The 18,265-nt window shown below is 69.9% G+C and carries 11 protein-coding genes (1 of these 11 running past the window's edge); 9 read left to right on the plus strand and 2 right to left on the minus strand.

Going from position 1 to position 18,265, the window contains the following annotated elements:
• Both AOZ06_RS18210 and AOZ06_RS18215 read left to right on the plus strand, forming a co-directional pair.
• On the plus strand, nt 1-5,125 hold the 3' portion of the coding sequence (locus AOZ06_RS18210) for a non-ribosomal peptide synthetase (RefSeq protein WP_054290503.1). Its footprint begins 884 nt before the window's first position; 5,125 of the gene's 6,009 nt are visible here — the last part of the coding sequence; its start codon lies off the left edge, out of view; the stop codon is at nt 5,123-5,125.
• A complete protein-coding gene (locus tag AOZ06_RS18215; protein WP_054290504.1) occupies nt 5,122-7,194 on the plus strand; it encodes a multicopper oxidase family protein in 2,073 nt (690 codons plus the stop codon). The genes AOZ06_RS18210 and AOZ06_RS18215 overlap by 4 nt, the downstream gene beginning before the upstream one ends.
• An 85-nt stretch (nt 7,195-7,279) precedes the next feature.
• On the opposite strand, the gene AOZ06_RS18220 is transcribed toward AOZ06_RS18215, so the two are convergent.
• Together AOZ06_RS18220 and AOZ06_RS18225 are read right to left on the minus strand one after the other, a co-directional pair.
• The gene (locus tag AOZ06_RS18220) at nt 7,280-9,103 is read right to left on the minus strand and encodes a glycosyltransferase family 39 protein (protein ID WP_054290505.1); all 1,824 of its coding nucleotides are present in this window, start codon (nt 9,101-9,103) and stop codon (nt 7,280-7,282) included.
• 24 nt (nt 9,104-9,127) lie between these two features.
• Nucleotides 9,128-9,913 (minus strand): siderophore-interacting protein, encoded by a 786-nt coding sequence (locus tag AOZ06_RS18225; RefSeq protein WP_054290506.1) that lies wholly within the window; start codon nt 9,911-9,913, stop codon nt 9,128-9,130.
• A 103-nt stretch (nt 9,914-10,016) separates the two neighbouring features.
• Between AOZ06_RS18225 and AOZ06_RS18230 the strand changes: the two genes are divergently transcribed.
• The 7 genes from AOZ06_RS18230 to AOZ06_RS18260 all read left to right on the plus strand — a co-directional run bounded on the left by AOZ06_RS18230 (nt 10,017) and on the right by AOZ06_RS18260 (nt 18,233).
• Nucleotides 10,017-11,042 carry a FecCD family ABC transporter permease gene (locus AOZ06_RS18230; protein ID WP_054290507.1) on the plus strand — a complete coding sequence of 342 codons (1,026 nt, stop codon included), beginning with the start codon at nt 10,017-10,019 and terminating at the stop codon, nt 11,040-11,042.
• Nucleotides 11,039-12,073 (plus strand): FecCD family ABC transporter permease, encoded by a 1,035-nt coding sequence (locus AOZ06_RS18235; protein WP_083471774.1) that lies wholly within the window; start codon nt 11,039-11,041, stop codon nt 12,071-12,073. Before AOZ06_RS18230 ends, AOZ06_RS18235 begins: the two co-directional genes overlap by 4 nt.
• Entirely contained in the window at nt 12,070-12,912 is an 843-nt protein-coding gene (locus AOZ06_RS18240; protein WP_054296722.1) for an ABC transporter ATP-binding protein, read from the plus strand. Before AOZ06_RS18235 ends, AOZ06_RS18240 begins: the two co-directional genes overlap by 4 nt.
• Nucleotides 12,913-12,932: 20 nt before the next feature.
• Nucleotides 12,933-13,913 carry an ABC transporter substrate-binding protein gene (locus AOZ06_RS18245; RefSeq protein ID WP_169798942.1) on the plus strand — a complete coding sequence of 327 codons (981 nt, stop codon included), beginning with the start codon at nt 12,933-12,935 and terminating at the stop codon, nt 13,911-13,913.
• A gap of 4 nt (nt 13,914-13,917) precedes the next feature.
• The gene (locus AOZ06_RS18250; RefSeq protein WP_054290509.1) at nt 13,918-15,591 is read left to right on the plus strand and encodes an ABC transporter ATP-binding protein; all 1,674 of its coding nucleotides are present in this window, start codon (nt 13,918-13,920) and stop codon (nt 15,589-15,591) included.
• Complete coding sequence (locus AOZ06_RS18255; RefSeq protein ID WP_054290510.1) at nt 15,588-17,354, plus strand: ABC transporter ATP-binding protein; 1,767 nt, start codon at nt 15,588-15,590, stop codon at nt 17,352-17,354. The genes AOZ06_RS18250 and AOZ06_RS18255 overlap by 4 nt, the downstream gene beginning before the upstream one ends.
• 81 nt (nt 17,355-17,435) lie before the next feature.
• Nucleotides 17,436-18,233 (plus strand): 2,3-dihydro-2,3-dihydroxybenzoate dehydrogenase, encoded by a 798-nt coding sequence (locus AOZ06_RS18260; RefSeq protein ID WP_054290511.1) that lies wholly within the window; start codon nt 17,436-17,438, stop codon nt 18,231-18,233.
• Nucleotides 18,234-18,265: the final 32 nt, after the last annotated feature.

Here is an 18,265-nt window from a genome sequence, read left to right on the forward strand (position 1 = left end):
GTCGTTCGTGGACTTCCTGACCAGGCTGCAGGGCGAGCAGACGGCGATGCTGGACCACCAGTACATCGACCTGCCCACGGTCACCAGGACCGTGGGCGCGGGCGAACTGTTCGACACCCTGCTGGTGATCGAGACGTACCCGATCGACGAGCAAGCGCTCGAACGGTCCGAAAGCGGCACGGGGCTGCGCGTCGAGCGGATGTCCGGCCAGGACGGGACCCACTACCCGGTGATGCTGATGGTCAGCCCGGGTGGCGGCCGGATCAGGCTGGACCTGAAGTTCCGCACCATCGACGCCGCCACCGCCGAACAGGTGCTCTCCCGCCTGAAAGCCGTGCTGACCGCCGTGGTCAACGAGCCGGACACCCCGGTCGGCCGGGTCACCCGCGCACGGGCAACGACCGCACCCGACCCGGAGAACGTCGAGTTCCCCGAAGTCACGGGCCTGATCGAGCGTGCACTGCGCTCGGAGAGGCACGCACGCGCGTTGCTGGCCGACAACGTCTGGCTCACCCGTGGTGAACTCGACGACCGCGCCTCGCGGGTGGCGGCCGGGCTGGCGGAACGCGGGATCGGCCCCGAGTCGGTCGTCGGCCTGGCCACCGGCTACTGCTCCGACTTGGTCGTCGCACTGTTGGCGGTGCTCAAGGCAGGTGCGTGCTACCTGCCCCTCGACCTGCGCTACCCGGTCGAACGGTTGCGCCACATGATCACCGACGCGAAACCGGACCTGCTGCTGACCACCGGCGACCTGCCCACCGACCTGCACGGTCTCGCCCCAGAAACCCTCGTGAGTGTTTTGGCCGGTTCTAACCGGACCAACCACTCACGAGCTTTGCCTGGGCATTCGGCGTACGTTGTGTACACGTCCGGGTCGACCGGCCTGCCCAAGGGCGTGATCGGCACTCGGCTCGGCCTGGCCAACCGGCTCGAGTGGCTGCAACGGCGTGAGCCCCTCGCGCCGCGGGACCTGGTGCTGGCCAAGAGTTCCATCAGCTTCATCGACGGCACGACCGAACTGCTCGGTGCCCTGATCGGTGGGGCTCCGGTGGTCCTCGCGTCCGATGAGGACCGGCGCGACCCGTTGGCGCTGGCCGAGCTGATCGCCGAGCACAAGCCGACCCGGGTCACGGGCGTGCCGAGCCTGTTGCAGGCCATGGGGGACAGCGCGCCCGAGCAGCTCGGCTCGGTGCGTACGTGGATCTCCAGCGGTGAGGCACTGACCGCGGCGCACGTCGAGTCGATCCCGTCCGGTCGTGTCATCAACCTCTACGGCTCGTCGGAAGCCAGCGGCGACAGCACGTACTGCCGGGACGCCCGGCTGTCGCTCGCACTGGGTGTGCCGGTCGCCAACACCGAGGCGCGGGTGCTCGACGGCTGGCTGCGGGAAGTCCCGCCGGGCGGCCTGGGGGAGTTGTACATCGGCGGGCTGGGGCTGGCCCGTGGCTACCTGGGCGACAGGCGGCTCACCGCGGCGCGGTTCGTGGCGGACCCGTTCGCGCCGGGCGAGCGGATGTACCGCACCGGCGACCTGGTGCGGCGACGCACGGACGGCTCGATCGACTACCTCGGCCGCACCGACCACCAGGTGAAGATCCGCGGTTTCCGCGTGGAACCGGCGGAGATCGAATCCGTGCTGGCCAGGACCGGTGGTGTGCGGGCGGCCGCGGTCCGGATCCACCGGCACGCGGACGGGCCGGCCCGGATCGTCGCCTACCTCGTCGGCGACGCGGACATCGACGCCGTCCGCGCCACCGCCGCCGGGCACCTGGCCGAACACCAGCTGCCGTCGGTGTTCGTGAAGCTGGACGCCCTGCCGACGACACCGGGCGGCAAGATCGACCGCAACCAGCTGCCCGAACCGGACCTCAGCCTGCTCAGCGGCGGCGACCGGCCACGCAGCGCCGATGAACGCACGCTCGCCGGGATCTTCGCCGACGTGCTGGGCCTCGAACAGGTCGGCGTGCACGACGGGTTCGCCGAACTCGGCGGCGACAGCATCGTGTCCATCCAAGTGGTCAGCAAGGCGCGAGCAGCCGGGTTCGCGCTGGATCCCAAGGACATCTTCGAGTACAAGACCGTCGCCGCCCTGGCCGCGGTCGGCAAACGCGCCAAGCAAAGCCGTGTCAGCACCGGATCACTCGACGCGTGGCGGCAGCGGTACGGCGCCGACGTGCTCCCGGCGACCCCGTTGCAACAAGGCATGGTGTTCCTGTCCGGCTACGACGAAACCGGCCCGGACATCTACACCATGCAGCTCGTGCTCGACGTGGACGGTGCCGTCGACGCGGACCGGCTGAAGGCCGCCGCCCAGCAGGTGGTGGACCGGCATCCCGCGCTGCGGGCCGGGTTCGAGCAACGCGACGGCCAAGTCGTCCAGGTGATCGCGGCCGACGTCCCGGTGGACTGGGCGTTCCGTGAAGTATCCACAGTGGAGGAAGCCGACCGGGAGGCCGAAGCCGCGCGGGGCAAGCGTTTCGACGTGACCAAGCCGCCGCTGGTCCGGTTCCTGCTGCTGCGCCTGACCGGCACGCGGCATCGCCTGGTGATCACCAACCACCACACGATCCTCGACGGCTGGTCCGTCCCGCTGCTGGGACGAGAGCTGTTCGCGGCCTACGCGGGCATCGAACCGACTGCGCCGGACGGCTACGTCGGCTACCTCGAATGGCTGGCAGGCAAGGACAACAACGCCGCCGAGGACGCATGGCGCACGGCGATGGACAACATCAACGGCCCGACCCTGCTGGCCCCGGCCGGTACACCGTCGTCCGGTGGCGCCGAGCTGCTGCCGCTGGACCTCACCGACGACCTCGCCGCCCGCGTGACCGCGCTGGCACGCCGGTGTGGCGTCACGCTGAACACCGTCCTGCAGTTCGCGTGGGCTGTCGTGCTCGGCAAGGCGACCGGCCGTGACGACGTGGTCTTCGGCGCGACGGTGTCCGGCCGCAGTGCCGACCTGCCCGGCGTGGAGTCCGTGCTCGGCCTGATGATCAACACGGTCCCGGTCAGGGTGCCGCTGCCGCGGGACGGCACCGTCCAGGACGCGCTGGCCGAGCTGCAGCTGCGGCAGGCGCGGCTGATCGAACACCAGCACACCGGCCTCGCCGAGATCCACCGGCTGGCCGGGCACCGCGAACTGTTCGACACCCTGCTGGTGTTCGAGAGCTTCCCGGTCGACGAGGACGCGCTCGAAGCCGCCGAACGCTCGGGCGGGCTGGACGTCGAGGTGGCCGGTGGCCTGTCGCTGACCCACTACCCGCTGACCGTCACGGTCTTCCCGAGCGCGGGCCTGCGGATCGTGCTGGAGTACCGGCCGGACCTGTTCACCTTCGCCCAGGCCGACGGGTTGCGCACCCGGCTGCTCGAGGTGATCGAGACCATCGTGGACAGCCCGCGGGCCCTGATCGCCGCTCTGCCCGCCGCGTCCCGCGCCGAACAGGAACAGGTGCTGGTCAACTGGAACGACACCGGGCAGCCCGCCGGACCGTTGCTGCCGCGGTTGTTCGCCGACCAGGTCCGCCGCAACCCGGACCGGCCCGCTTTGGTCCACGGCACGGAGGTGAAGACGTTCGCCGAGGTCGCGGCCGACTCCGAACGGCTCGCCACCGCACTGGTCGCACGCGGAGCGGGGCCGGAGAAGGTCGTCGCGGTGAGCCTCGACCGGTCCGTGGCCGCGCTGACAGCGATGATCGCGGTCCTGCGGGCGGGTGCGGTGTACCTGCCGATCGATCCGGACTACCCGGCGGAACGAATCCGCGAGATGCTCACCGACGCGGCACCGGTCGCTGTTGTCAGCGACCGCGACTTCGGGACCGTGCGCCCGGACGCGCCCGGTGCTGATGTCACGCTGCCCGAGGTGCACCCGGACAACCCGGCGTACCTGGTCTACACGTCCGGGTCGACCGGGAAACCCAAGGGAGTCCTGGTTTCCCACCGGTCGATCGCCAACCTGTTCCACAGCCACCGCCGCGCGCTCTACGAGCCGGCGAGGCAGCGGACCGGCCGGGACGCGCTGCGGGTCGCGCACGCCTGGCCGTTCGGGTTCGACGCCGCGTGGCAGCCGCAGCTGTGGATGTTCGACGGGCACGCCGTGCACATCGTGCCGGAGGACCGCCGTGCCGACCCGGCCGCACTGGCGAAGATCATCACAGCCGACGGCATCGACTTCATCGAGGTGCCGCCGGTGATGCTGGGGCCGCTGGGCGACCTCGGCGCGTTCGACGGCCTGTCGCTGATCGGGTTCGGCGGGGACGCCGTGGCCGAGGCGCAGTGGCGTGAGCTGGCCGTTGCGGGCGTGAACCTCTACGGCCCCACGGAATGCACGGTCGACACGCTGGCCGCGTTCGTCACCGACAGCGAGCGGCCGCTGATCGGCAAGCCGGTCGGCAACGCCAGGGTCTACGTGCTCGACGCGAACCTCGCACTGCTTCCCCCTGGGGTGACAGGGGAGTTGTACATCGCCGGTGCCGGTGTCGCCCGTGGCTACCTCGGCCGGCCGGGGCTGACCGCGGACAGGTTCGTCGCCGATCCGTTCACGCCCGGCGAGCGGATGTACCGGACCGGGGACCTCGTCCGGTGGACGCCGTCCGGGTCGCTGGAGTACCTCGGCCGGACCGACGGGCAGGTCAAGATCCGGGGCTACCGCGTCGAACTCGGCGAGGTCGAAGCCGTCCTGACCGACTACGTGTCCCAGGCTGTCGTGGCGGCGGTGGACGGCAGGCTCGCCGCCTACGTGGTCGGTGACGTCACGGGCCTGCGGGCCCGGGTCGCCGCCAGACTGCCCGGGTTCATGGTGCCGTCGGCTTTCGTCGCGCTCGACGAGCTGCCGCTGACCAGCCACGGCAAGGTCGACCGGACCCGGCTGCCGCGCCCGGAGTTCAGCTCCGGCGTGGCCTACCGGCAGCCGGACACCGCCGCGCGGCAACGGTTGTGCGAGGTGTTCGAGGAAGCGCTCGGGGTGCCCAAGGTGGGACTGGACGACGACTTCTTCGTGCTCGGCGGCGACAGCCTCGCGTCGATGCGCGTGATCAGCCTCGCGGCGCGGGCGGGGATCACCTTGGCGCCACGCGACATCTTCCAACGCCGCACCGTCGGCGCCCTGCTGGAACAGGAGAAATCATGACGACACCGGACGAGAACAAGCGCACCTGGTCCCGGCGGCGGTTGCTCGCCGGGACGGCGGCGGCCGGCGTGGTGATCCCGACCGTCCTGCCGAGCGGGCCGCTGCCCGCGCTGGCCAAGCTCGTCGCCGGTGACGCCGCCCCCGAGGTCGCGGTCCCCGAGGCCGCCGGTGCGCGGATCATCGACGTGTCCGTGCAGTCCGCGCCCATTCCCGGCCGGGTCAAGCGCGTCGGGTTCCAGCAGCAACCCAGGCACCCGCATCCGATCGAGCCGTTCCGCGACCCGCTGCCGATCCTGCGCACATTACGGCCGTCACCGGGCGAGGTCGGCGAGATCACCGTGCGGATGCGGACCGCGAAGGCGAAGCTGCACTCGCAGCTGCCGCCGACCACGATCTGGGGCTACGAGGGCGGTGTGCACGGCCCGGTCATCGAGGCACGCCGTGGCCGCAGGCTCCGGGTCCGCTGGGCGAACGAACTCACCGGCAAGATGCCGCTGCTGGCTGTCGCGCCGATGATCCGCGCGGCGGACCCGCCCCTGTGGGACCGTCCCGGCCGTGACGGCGCCCCGTTGCTGGAGGACGTGTCGAACCTGCCGCCGTGGGTGGTCGTGCACCTGCACGGCGCGGAAACCGGTCAGGGCAACGACGGCTGGCCCGAGGCCGGTATCTCGCCGGGTGACGTGCAAGTGGCGGAGTACGCCAACAACCAGCGCGCCACCATGCTCTGGTACCACGACCACGCCATGCCGATCTCGCGTTGGACCACCATCGCCGGACTCAGCGGCCTGTACGTCATCCGCGACCGCAACGACGACGCGTTGCCGTCCGGCCGCTACGAGATCCCGCTCGTGTTGTGCGACCGCAACTTCGACCTCGACGGCCAGGGCAGGCTGACCGGGAACCAGCTGTACAAGACGGTTCTGTACACCACGGACCCGGAGATCCAGGCGACGTCGTTCTCCGGCCCGTTCACCTCGGTCAACGGCGTGATCTGGCCGTACGCCGACGTGGAGCCGACGTGGTACCGGCTGCGCCTGGCCAACGTGGCCAACGTCCGCCCGTACAACCTGCGCCTGGTCTTCGAGAACGGCGACCCGGTCCCCGCCGGGGTGGTCAGACTCGTCGGCACGGACGGCGGCCTGCTGCCAGCACCTGTGGCACAGGACGGCCCGCTGTACCTGGCGGCAGCCGAACGCGCGGACCTCCTGGTCGACTTCGGCGCGGTGCGGGGCAAGCGCGTGCGTCTGGTGAACACCGACTACGACCCGGGCCCGTGGCCGGAGGTGATGGAGTTCCGCGTCGGCGGCCGGTCCGGCGGGCACTACCGTGTGCCGTCCAAACTGGACTCATCGTTCCCGCAGCCGCCGAAGCTGGACAAGGCGCCGCACCGGATGATCGTGTTCCCGCCGCTCGGCACGGGGCAGATCGAGCAGTGGGAGATGACCGAGATCCCCGCGCCGCCGCCGGGCCAGCTCCCGATCGACGGAATCGTGCAGGTCAAGGGCGAGGACGGGAAGGTCCGCACCTACCAGCGCGTGGCCAGGCACTTCGGCGACCCGGTGAAGTTCATGGTCGAGACCGGCGCGTGGGAGAAGTGGTCGTGGCTCAACCTGGACGTGGCGGGCTGGCCGCACCCGCAGCACATCCACGCCACCCACTTCAAAGTCCAGTCGCGGCACGAGTACAACGTGGCGGACAAGTTCGGCTTCATCCGTGACGACAAGGGCCGGACCGTCGGCGGTGGAACGGTGGCGCCCGTCGAGTTCGTCTCGGCCGAAACCCTGACCGGGGTGGAGGGCGGCTGGAAGGACGTCGTCCAGGTCGACAACACCCAGCTGGTCACGGTGGCGGCGCACTTCGGGTACAGCGGCCGTTTCCTGCACCACTGCCACATGCGCGACCACGAGGACATGGGCATGATGCGCCCGTTCGTGGTGATGCCCGCGGAAGTGATGAAGATCGAGATGCGCGGTGGCCACCCCATGGCCCACCCGGAGCCGGCGGCGGCGAAGGCCGCACCGCCCAAGCCCGACGGCCCGGCGAGGCACACCCACGGCGGCCACAGGTAGAAAGAAGCACTCAGCCTCCAGGTTTTCGCACCACAAAGGTGTGAACCCTGGAGGCTGAGGCCATCGGGGCCGGGACCGTCACCAGCTAGGCGCAGTCGTACAACTTCTGTTCGGCATCGGGAAAGTAGTCCGCGGGCGGGACGAGACGGCAGTGGGCCTCGACCCAGTCCGACCGGGCGCGCTTCTCGCTGTCGGTCAGCACGTACCGAACTCGCTTGTCCCTCACCCAGCCGGAGAGCTGGTCGACGGATGGCGCGGGATCGTCGGTGGTGAACCCGCCCATGGCGAGCACCCGCAGGTCCGAGTGGATGATGAACGGAGCCACCCGCAGCGCCCCGCCCTCGGCGGCCAGCTGGATGTCCGTTGTGGACGACTGAGCCAGCTTGAGGATCGCGGCGTACTCCGCCGACAGCGACCCGGTCTTGGCTTTGATCTCCGCTGACTTGCGGCCCGCGAAGTACTCGGCGTACTCGGCGCGCTCCTGCGGTGGCAGGAACTCCGTCTGGCCGGAAACCGGCCCTGCGGCGGGATTCGTGGCCCAGCCGACCCAGTATCCCGACGCGGCCAGCGCGGACCACGTCAACGGCGTGATCAGCAGGGCCGCCAGTCCCGATGCCAGGCCGGGGCCGGCGAACCGTCGTCCGGCGAGCAACGCGACAATGCCCACGACCGCCAGCGCGACAACGGGGAAACGCAACCAGCCGTGCCAGCCCGTGTCCCGTTGGATCAGCAGGAAGACCCAGGCCGCGCTGATCGCGATGACCGACGGCAGCAGCCAGCGGTTGCCCGCGAGGTGATAGCGCCACAGCATCGCGATCGTGAACGCCGCCACCGCGGCAATGGCGGGAACCAACATGCTTGTGTAGTACGGCAACCACACGCCGGTCATGAAGCTGAGCACAAGCCCGGCCAGTACGAGCCAGCCACCGAACAGCACCCAACCCGCGACAACCAACCGGGGTGCCTTCGGGCGGACGAAGAAGATCACCAGCCCCAGCAACGCCAACGGCAGCAACCACGCCGCTTGGCCCGCAAGCGATTCACTGAACAGCCGCAGGATCCCCGGTGTGCTGTAGAACGGGTTGGCTTCGTTGCCCGTCGCCGCGCTCTGGCCGGAGATCCGGCCGAAACCGTTGTATCCCACGGTCAGGTCCCACGCCGATCCGTCGGCGGACCCGCCGACGAAGGGTTTGGCGCCGGGCCACAGGTCGACCAGGACCACCCACCACAACGACGCCACGACAACGGTCACCACCGCGATCGCGCCGTTGAGCAGCCGCTTGCCCCACGCCAGCGAGGTCCCCACCAGGTATGCGGCCAGGAACGCGGGCGCGACGAGCAGCGCCTGGCCCATCTTGACCAGGAAGCCGCACCCGAGCAGCGCCGCGGCCAGCACGAGCCAGCGGGTCTCGGCGTTCCCAGTCAACGCGCGTGACAACGCGTACGCGGCGGCGACCAGGCACAACACCAGCCACGGGTCGGGCGCGTTGTCCCGGGTGATCACCATGGTCACCGGCGTCACGGCCAGGATCACCGCGGCCAGCAACCCCGTCTTGGGTGACCTGGTGAACCGGCGGACAGTGAAAGCCAGCAGCGGCACCGCGAGCACACCGGCGATGACCTGAGGCAACAGCACCGCCCAGCCGTGCAGGCCGAAGATCCAGACCGAGACCACCTGTGGCCAGACACCGAGCGGTGGCTTGTCGATCGTCAGCACGCCCACGGGGTCGTATGTGCCGAACAGGAACTCCTGCAACCCGCTGCCCATGGTCTTGGCCGCGGCGCTGTAGTACGCGTACGAGTACCCCTGACCGGCGAGGTCCCACGCGTACCCGGCTCCGGCGAGCACGGTCGTCGCGATGAGGGCGATCGGAACCCACCGGGCAGGCGCCCGGTCATCTGTGTTCATTTGTTCTCCTGGGAGCAGGGAAACTCAGTCGTACGCCGGCCTGTCCGCGCGCCAGTACCCGCAGAAGTAGATCCGCTTCTTGTCGATCGACCGCTCGTTCACCAGATAACGCCGGACCGATGTCGCCAGTGTCGACTCGCCGGCCACCCAGACGTACGGCTTGCCCTCGGGGAACGTCATGCCGCGCAACGCTTCCAGCACTTCGGCGCCGCGTGCCCCCGAACCGCGGTACAGCCACGTCGCCGGTGCGGCGACGTCGATCACGTCCAGTTCGTCGGCCACCTCGAACACCGTGTGCGCCGGTGTCCGCAGGTTCTCCAGCATCCCCGCGATCGCGGGGATCGCGGTCTCGTCGCCGATCAGCAACTGCCAGTCCGCGTCACCGGGCTTGTACTCCGCCCCGTCGCTGAGCACGCCGATCCGGTCGCCGGGCTTGGCCGCGCACGCCCACGCCGACGCCGGGCCGCTGTCGCCGTGCAGGACGAAGTCGATGTCCATCTCGCCGCGCGCGTAGTCCATCCGGCGGACGGTGTAGTTGCGCATGACCGGTCGCCGTTCGACGGGCATGGCCTGCAGTTCCGGCCACCACTGTTCGGTCACCGGCAACCGGAAGTCCTCGCACACCGGGAAGAACACCCTGGCGAGGTGATCGGGGCCGTCGTAGTCGAACTCGACGATCTCCTCGCCGGTCAGTGTGATCCGCGCCATCCGTTCCGAGAGGCGGCGGACCGCCGTGACGGTGACGAACATAGGCTGCTGCCGCGGTTGTCGTACTGCGGTCGCGGTCGCACCGTCCAGTGACTCGGTCATCGCCTGCCATCCCTCCCGTCGGCCATTCTGGCGGTTAGCCTAACCTAACTTGGATCTATTAGGTTAGCCTCTGCTAGCTGCAGCACCCCCGAGGAACGAGCGAATGCCCGAGAATCCACAGGTGGCGGCCAACCGGCCGGTGCTTGCCCTTGGGCTGCTCGCAGCCTTCGCGGTGCTGGCCGTGCTGACGGTCCTCAGCATCACGGTCGGCTCGGTCTCCGTGCCCGGCCGCGCGGTCTACGACGCGCTCTTCCACTTCGACCCGGCCGACAACGAGCACCTCATCGTGCGTGACATGCGGCTGCCCCGGACAGTCATCGGCCTGCTCGCAGGCGCCGCTCTCGGCCTCTCGGGCGCGGTGATGCAGGGACTGGCACGCAACCCGCTGGCCGACCCGGGGATTCTCGGGGTGAACGCGGGGGCGGCGCTGTTCGTGGTGTGCGGCATCAGCATCTTCGGTGTCGTGAGCGTCACCGGCTACGTGTGGTTCGGGTTCGCCGGCGCCGCGGCGGCCGCGATCCTGGTCTACCGCATCGGCGCCATGGGACGAGACGGCGTCACCCCCGTCAAACTGGCGTTGTCCGGCGCGGCGACGAGCGCCGCGCTGGCGTCGCTGACCACGGCGATCCTGCTGACCGACACCGAGGCGTTCGACCGTTTCCGGTTCTGGCAGGTCGGTTCCCTGGCCGGGCGTGACCTGGACATCGCCTGGCAGGCGCTGCCGTTCCTGACCTTCGGTGCGCTGCTCGCGCTCATCTGCGGCCGGTTGCTCAACGCGTTGTCGCTCGGGGACGACGTCGCCCAGTCGCTGGGTGTCAACGTCAAGGCCGGGCAGGCGTTCGCCGCGCTCGCGGTCGTCGTGCTGTGCGGGACGGCGACGGCCATGGCGGGCCCGATCGCGTTCGTCGGACTGGCCGTGCCGCACGCGGCGCGCATGATCACCGGCCCGGACCATCGCTGGATCCTGCCGTTCTCGGCGGTGCTCGCGCCGTCGCTGCTGCTGGGGTCGGACATCATCGGCCGGATCATCACCAGCCCGGGGGAGGTCCAGGTGGGGGTGGTGACCGCGGTGATCGGCGCCCCGATCTTCATCGCACTGGTCCGCAGGCGGAAGCTGGCCGAACTGTGACCGCGATCCAGGATGTGAAGACAGTCGCGGCCGTGCGGACACGCGGCCTCAACCGCGTGCGCCTGGTGACCATCGTCCTCGTGCTCGTCCTCGCGGCCCTGTTCATCGCCGCGCTGGCGCTGGGCAGCGTCTTCATCTCGCCGGGGAACGTTCTCGGCGCGCTGTTCGGTGACGCGCCACGCCGCGCGGCGTACATCGTCAACGAGGTACGCCTGCCGCGCGCGTTGACGGGAGTGCTCGCGGGCCTGGCGTTCGGCCTGTCCGGCGGCCTGTTCCAGAGCATGGTGCGCAACCCGCTGGCCAGCCCCGACGTCATCGGCATCACCATGGGCGCGAGCGCCGCGGCTGTGGTGTGCATCCTCGGGCTGGGCTTGACGGGTGTCGCTGTGTCCGGTGGCGCCTTCGTCGGCGCACTGGCGACCGCGGCCCTGATCTACGTCCTCGCGTGGCGACGTGGCGTGTCCGGCTACCGCCTTGTCCTCATCGGGATCGGTGTCGCGGCAGTGCTGTCGAGCGTCGTGTCGTACATGATCACGCGCGCCGACGTGAAGGACGCGCAGCAAGCGCTGATCTGGCTCACCGGCAGCCTGACCGCGCGCACGTGGATCGACGTCACGCCGGTCGCGATCATCCTGGCTGTGGTCGCGCCGCTGGTGCTCGTGCTGTCGAAGTCGCTCAAGGCGTTGCAGTTCGGCGACGACGTGGCCAAAGGCCTTGGCGTGTCGGTGGAACAGCGGCGGCTGAGCCTGCTCCTGTGCGGTGTGGCGCTCGCCGCGGCGGCCACAGCCGCCGCCGGGCCGGTCGCGTTCGTCGCGTTCGTGTCCGGGCCGATCGCACGCAGGCTGGTCCACGGGCACAGTTCGGCGCTCGTGCCGTCCGCGCTCGTCGGCGCGGTCGTGCTGCTCGGTTCGGACCTCATAGCGCAGCACCTGCTGGGCGGCACCGTGCTGCCCGTCGGTGTGGTGACCGGTGTGCTCGGCGCGCCGTATCTGTTGTGGCTGATGGCAACGAGGTCAGGGCGGGCCGGATGAGACTCGAGGCGACCGGGATCACACTCGGCTACGACGGCCGTCAGGTCGTCAACGACCTGTCCGCGGTGATCCCCGACGGCAAGATCACGATGATCGTCGGGCCGAACGCGTGCGGCAAGTCGACGCTGCTGCGCGGCATGGCACGCCTGCTGTCCCCCAGCGCGGGCGCGGTCCTGCTGGACGGTCAGGACATCCACCGCATGCCCACCCGCCAGGTCGCGGTGAAGCTCGGCATCCTGCCGCAGCACCCGATCGCGCCGGAAGGCATCACCGTGACCGATCTCGTCGGCCGCGGCAGGCACCCGCACCACGGCTGGTTCCAGCGCTGGAGCTCGAAGGACGACGAGGTCGTCGCCGAGGCCATGCGCGCGACCGGCACGCTGGAGCTCGCCGAACGCCCGGTGGACGAGCTGTCCGGCGGGCAGCGCCAGCGCGTCTGGATCGCCATGGCGCTCGCCCAGAACACCGGTGTGCTGCTGCTGGACGAGCCGACGACGTACCTGGACGTCACGCACCAGGTCGAGGTTCTCGACCTGCTCACGGACCTCAACCACGCGCAGGGCACGACGATCGCGGTGGTTCTGCACGACCTGAACCTGGCCTGCCGCTACGGCGGCCACCTGATCGCCATGAAGGACGGCGACGTGGTCTCGTACGGCGATCCAGCGGAAGTGATCACCCAGGAGCTGGTTTCCGAGGTGTTCCAGCTGACCAACCGCGTCGTGCCCGACCCGGTGTCCGGAACACCCCTGGTTGTCCCGATCGGCCGCCACCACAGCACCGCACCGGCCGAGCGGAACGGTTCCACCAGTCCCGTGCTGCCTGCACCGCCGAAATGAAATCCCGGAAAGAGGCCCCAGTGAGACGAACATCAGTGAGCAGGCGCGGTTTCCTCGCCGCAGGCGGCGGGATCGCTGCCCTCACCGTCTTAGGCGCGTGTGGCAACAGCGGCGACAGCGGCAGCGGGGGCAACGCCCCGACGTCCGCCGCGCCGCCCGCTGAGCGTGAGGTGCAGACCGACAAGGGCGCGGTGAAGGTGCCGGGCAAGGCGCAGAAGGTGGCGTGCGCCGACTTCTTCGGTGCGTTCGTGGTCGCCGACCTCGGCCTGGTCCCGGTCGGCGCGAGCGGCGGCGGATATGACAAGTCCGGCCCGCTGTACGCACCCAAGCTCGGCAAGGTCCCGGTGGTCGGCGACTTCACCAAGCCGGACCCGGAGAAGATCGCGGGCACCGATCCCGACCTGATCCTGCGCACGATCGACACCGACGACGCGCTCTACAAGCAGCTGACCGGGATCGCGCCGACCGTGGTCGTCAGCTTCCAGAAGCTCAGCCTGACCGAGGTGACCACGCGGATCGGCGACATCCTCGGCCGCAAGGAGGAAGCCGGCAAGCTGCTGGCCGAGTACAACAAGCGCACGCAGGAGATCAAGACCAAGCACGCCGCCGTGCTCGGCAAGTACACCTTCACGTACGCGCAGTCCGCCACGGACACCACGTTCTGGACGCTCGGTGAGAAGTGGACCGACACCAAGGTCCTCGTCGACTGTGGCGCCCGCCTGGCCGAGCCGTCGAAGTCGCAGACCGACCCGACGAAGGAATACTCGATGGAGCAGATCGGGATCCTCGGGCAGAGCGACGTCCTGCTGGTGCCGTCGACCATCGACGGCACGGCTGAGGCGCCGGAGAACGCGCCGCTGACCAGCAACGCGTTGTGGAAGCAGCTGCCCGCGGTCAAGGCGGGCAGGGTGTTCCCCGTCCTCAGCGGTGCGGCGTCGCTCGGCACCGGGCTCGAACTCGTGACGGTGTTCGACAAGGTGCTCACGAAACTGGCTGGCTGAGCCTATGCGGAGGGGGTTGCTCGCAGGCGCTGTCCGACGGCATTGGGGCCGGCTGCTGGTCGGTGTGCTGCTTCTGGCGGCACACCAGGCAGCGGAAGCCGCCGTCCCGGTGGCCATCGGCCTGATCATCGATCAGGCTGTGGCCACCGGGGACTGGGATGCGCTGGCCTGGTCGGTGGCCGGGCTGGCCGTGTTGTTCACCGTGCTCGCGTTCGCGTACAGGCTGGGAGCGCGGCAGGCTGTGCTCGCGTTCGAGCGCGAGATGCACCACCTGCGCGTGCAGGTGGCCAAACGGGTGCTGGACCCACGCGGTGAACGCACGGGGATGCGGTCGGGTGAGTTGCTGTCGATCGCGTCTTCGGACGCCGAACGCACAGCGCTGATCATCCGGGCGGTGTCCATAGGCATCGCAGCGTTCACCGCGCTCGCGGTGTCGTCCGTCGCGCTGCTCACGATCAACGTGCCCTTGGGGCTCGGCGTGCTGGTCGGTGTGCCGTTGCTGGTGCTGGTCACGACACGAGTCGCGCCACTGCTGACCCGGCACAGTGCCGAGCAGCAGGAAGCGGCGGCGCACACCACGGCGTTGGCGACGGACTTGGTGGGCGGGTTGCGTACCCTGCGGGGGATCGGCGCGCAGCACACCGCCGCGTCGCGCTACCGCAAGTCCAGCGAGAGCGCGTTGCGCGCGAGCCTGCGCGCGGCGACGACAACGGGGCTGTACCAAGGAGTCACGGCAGCGGCGAGCGGTTTGTTCCTGGCCGCGGTGGCCGGCTTCGCGGGTTGGTTCGCGTTGTCCGGGCGGTTGACCGTCGGTGAGCTCGTGACCGTCATGGGTCTGGCCCAGTTCATCGCGGAACCGTTGCGGACGCTGGGTTTCTGCGGCCAGCTGTTGGCCACTTCCCGTGCCTCGGCGGCCAGGCTGACCACGGTGCTGGACGCGCAACCGCTGGTCGAGAACGGCACGCGGGCGGTCGGTTCCGCCGACGTTTCGCTTGAGCTGCAAGGCGTGTCGTACCGGACGCTGCGGTCGGTCGACCTGGAAGTGGCGCCACGCGAAATGGTCGGCCTCGTCGCGTACGACCAGCGGGACGCCGACGCCCTGCTCGCCGTGCTGGCCGGGCAGGTCCCGGAACACGACGGCGCGGTGCTGGTCAACGGCATCCCGTCGGTGGAGCTGGACATCGACGAAAGGCGGCGCGCGGTGCTGGTCGAGCAACACGACATCGCGTTGTTCGAAGGCTCCTTGCGGGACAACATCGCCGCGACCACACGGGCCGGGGACGACGAGGTGACGGCGGCGGTCGCGGCGGCAGCGGCCGAGGACGTCGTCGACGTGCACCCGGCGGGTCTGGACCACAAGGTCACCGACCGGGGCAGTTCGCTGTCCGGTGGGCAGCGGCAGCGGATCGGGCTGGCGCGGGCGTTGCTCGCGGCACCGCCGGTGCTCGTGCTGCACGACCCGACGACCGCGGTCGACGCGGTGACCGAGGAACTGATCGCGGAACGACTCACCGCGAAGCGAACCGGGCAGAGCACGCTCGTCGTGACGAGCAGCCCTGCCCTGCTGGGGAAGGCGGACCGGGTGATCGTGCTCGACGCCGGGCAGGTGTCCCGAGTGGGCACACACGCGCAACTCGCCGAGACCGACGAGACCTACCGCAAGGCGGTGCTGCGATGAGCGACCTGCTGCCCGTCTCGACGCCCAAGCAGACCTGGGCGATGCTGCGCGCGCAACTGCTGCGCCAGCGCAGGCTCTCGTCGGCCGCGCTGCTGGTGATGCTGGCTGCCAGCGGTGCGGGACTGGTCGCGCCGTGGATGATCGGTGTGCTCGTCGACGACGTGACCGCGGGTGCCGGGACCAACCGGATCGTCGGCATCGTCGCCGTGCTCGTCGGTGCCGCGCTGGTCGCGGGCATGCTGGTCGGGATCGGCACGGCACTCGTCGCGCGTGTCGGCGAGACCGTCCTTGCCCGCGTCCGGGAACGGGTGCTCGACCGGGCGCTGCACCTGCCGTCGAGCACACTGGAGGAGGTCGGTATCGGTGACTTGCTGTCCAGGGCCGGTGACGACGTTTCCGTTGTCACGCGGGCGATCACGCAGACCGTGCCGGACCTCGTGCAGGCGGTGTTCACGATCGCGCTGACCGGTGCCGGGCTGTTCGCGCTGGACTGGCGGCTCGGCCTCGCCGGGCTGGCGGCCGTACCGATGTACGTGGTGTCCCTGCGGTGGTACCTGCCCCGCTCCGGGCCGTACTACGCCAAGGAACGCATCGCGATCGGCGAACGCACCCAGGCGCTGGCGAGTTCGCTGCGAGGCAAGGCGACTGTTCGGGCGTACCGGTTGGAGGACACGCACATCGACCGTCTCACCGACCGGTCGGCGTCCGCGATGAACCTCTCGCTGGACGTGTTCCGCTTGTTCACGAGGTTCGCCTCACGCAACAACCGCGCGGAGTTCGTCGGCCTCACGGCTGTGCTCGTCGTCGGATTCCTGTTGGTACGCGGCGACATGACGTCTGTCGGCGCGGTGACCGCGGCGGCGCTGTACTTCCACCGGCTGTTCAACCCGGTCGGGTTCCTGATCATGGAGTTCGACGAGATCCAGTCCGCCGGCGCGAGCATGGCACGGCTGGCCGGTGTCGCGGCTCTCGATCCGCCGGCTGGCCCGGCCAACCCGCGCGAACCGGCCACGGCGAGCCTGGAAGTACAGGGGATCACGCATCACTACGACGGTCCGGCCGTGCTGCACGACGTGTCAGTGCGGCTCGAACCTGGCGAGCGGGTCGCGCTGGTCGGTGCCAGCGGCGCCGGGAAGACGACGCTCGCGGGGATCGCGGCCGGTGTGCTGGCACCGGTGGACGGTGTGGTGAAGCTCGGTGGCTTCGACCTCGCCGACATCGGCGAAGCCCGTGTCCGGCGGCACATCGCCTTGCTCAGCCAGGAAGTCCACGTCTTCGACGGGACACTGCTCGACGACGTCCGGCTCGCTCGGGACGACGCGAGTGACGCCGAGGTTCTCGCCGCGCTCGACGTCGTGGGCGCGACCGGTTGGGTGAACGCGTTGCCCGACGGTCCGGCAACCCAAGTCGGTGAAGGCGCGCACGAACTCACGGCCGCGCAGGCACAGCAGTTGGCGCTGGCCCGGCTCGTGCTCGCAGATCCGATGGTCGCTGTGCTCGACGAGGCGACGGCTGAGGCGGGCAGTGCGGGTGCGCGTGTGCTGGAGGAGGCGGCGGACGCGGCGACGCGTGGCCGTACGACGCTGGTGGTCGCGCACCGGCTCACCCAGGCCGAGCGGGCCGACCGGGTGCTGGTGCTCGACAAGGGCGTGGTCGTGGAGTCCGGTTCGCATGACGAACTGCTCGCGGCGGGTGGGCGTTATGCCGATCTGTGGTGGAGCTGGACGGGCATACGTGGTGTTCGCAACTTTGGTAGGCATTGAGTACTTAGGTAAGACTCACCTAAGGTAATTCTTGTCTGGGATCGCGCCCATCAGGGTGCCCGCCTGGGGAAGGAGAACCTGGTGACGCAGTCCGCTGCTGACGACGTGGTCGCTCTGGTCACCGGCGCGGCCCGGGGCATAGGCGCCGCGGTGACGCGCAAGCTCCTCGAAAGCGGGGTGGTCGTCGCCGCGGTCGACCGGCTCGAAGAGCCGCTGAACGAGACGGTCGGCAAGCTGCGGGCCGAGGGTCACACCGTGCGGGCCTGCCCGGCGGACGTCACCGACCGCGCGGCCGTCGCGGCGGTCGTCGAATCCGTCGAGACCGGGCTCGGGCCGATCGGCATCCTGGTGAACGTCGCCGGTGTGCTCAAGCCCGGCCTCGTGCTCGACATGGCCGACGCCGACTGGGACGAGACGTTCGCCGTCAACTCGAACGCTGTTTTCCTGACCGCCCGCGAGGTCGCCCAGCGCATGGTGCCGCGCCGGTCCGGCTGCATCGTGACCGTCGGCTCCAACGCCGCCGGTGTGCCGCGCAAGCGGATGGCCGCGTACGCCGCGTCGAAGGCCGCCGCGACCATGTTCACCCGGTGCCTCGGGCTGGAGCTGGCCGAGTACGGGATCCGCTGCAACATCGTCTCGCCCGGCTCGACCGACACCGATATGCAGCGCGCACTGTGGCCGGCGGACCGCACCGAGGCCGAGGCGGTCGCGGGCGTGGTCGGCGGGTCACTGCCCGACTTCCGGGTCGGCATCCCGCTCGGCAGGATGGCCGATCCCGGCGACATCGCCGACGCCGTGCTCTTCCTGGTCTCCGAGCGGGCCAGGCACATCACCATGCACGACCTGTACGTGGACGGCGGGGCCACCCTCCGTGCCTGACTTTTTGACCGTGCCTGACTCAAGAGGATGAG

The sequence above is a fragment of the Kibdelosporangium phytohabitans genome, from assembly GCF_001302585.1.
Lineage (GTDB): Bacteria > Actinomycetota > Actinomycetes > Mycobacteriales > Pseudonocardiaceae > Kibdelosporangium > Kibdelosporangium phytohabitans.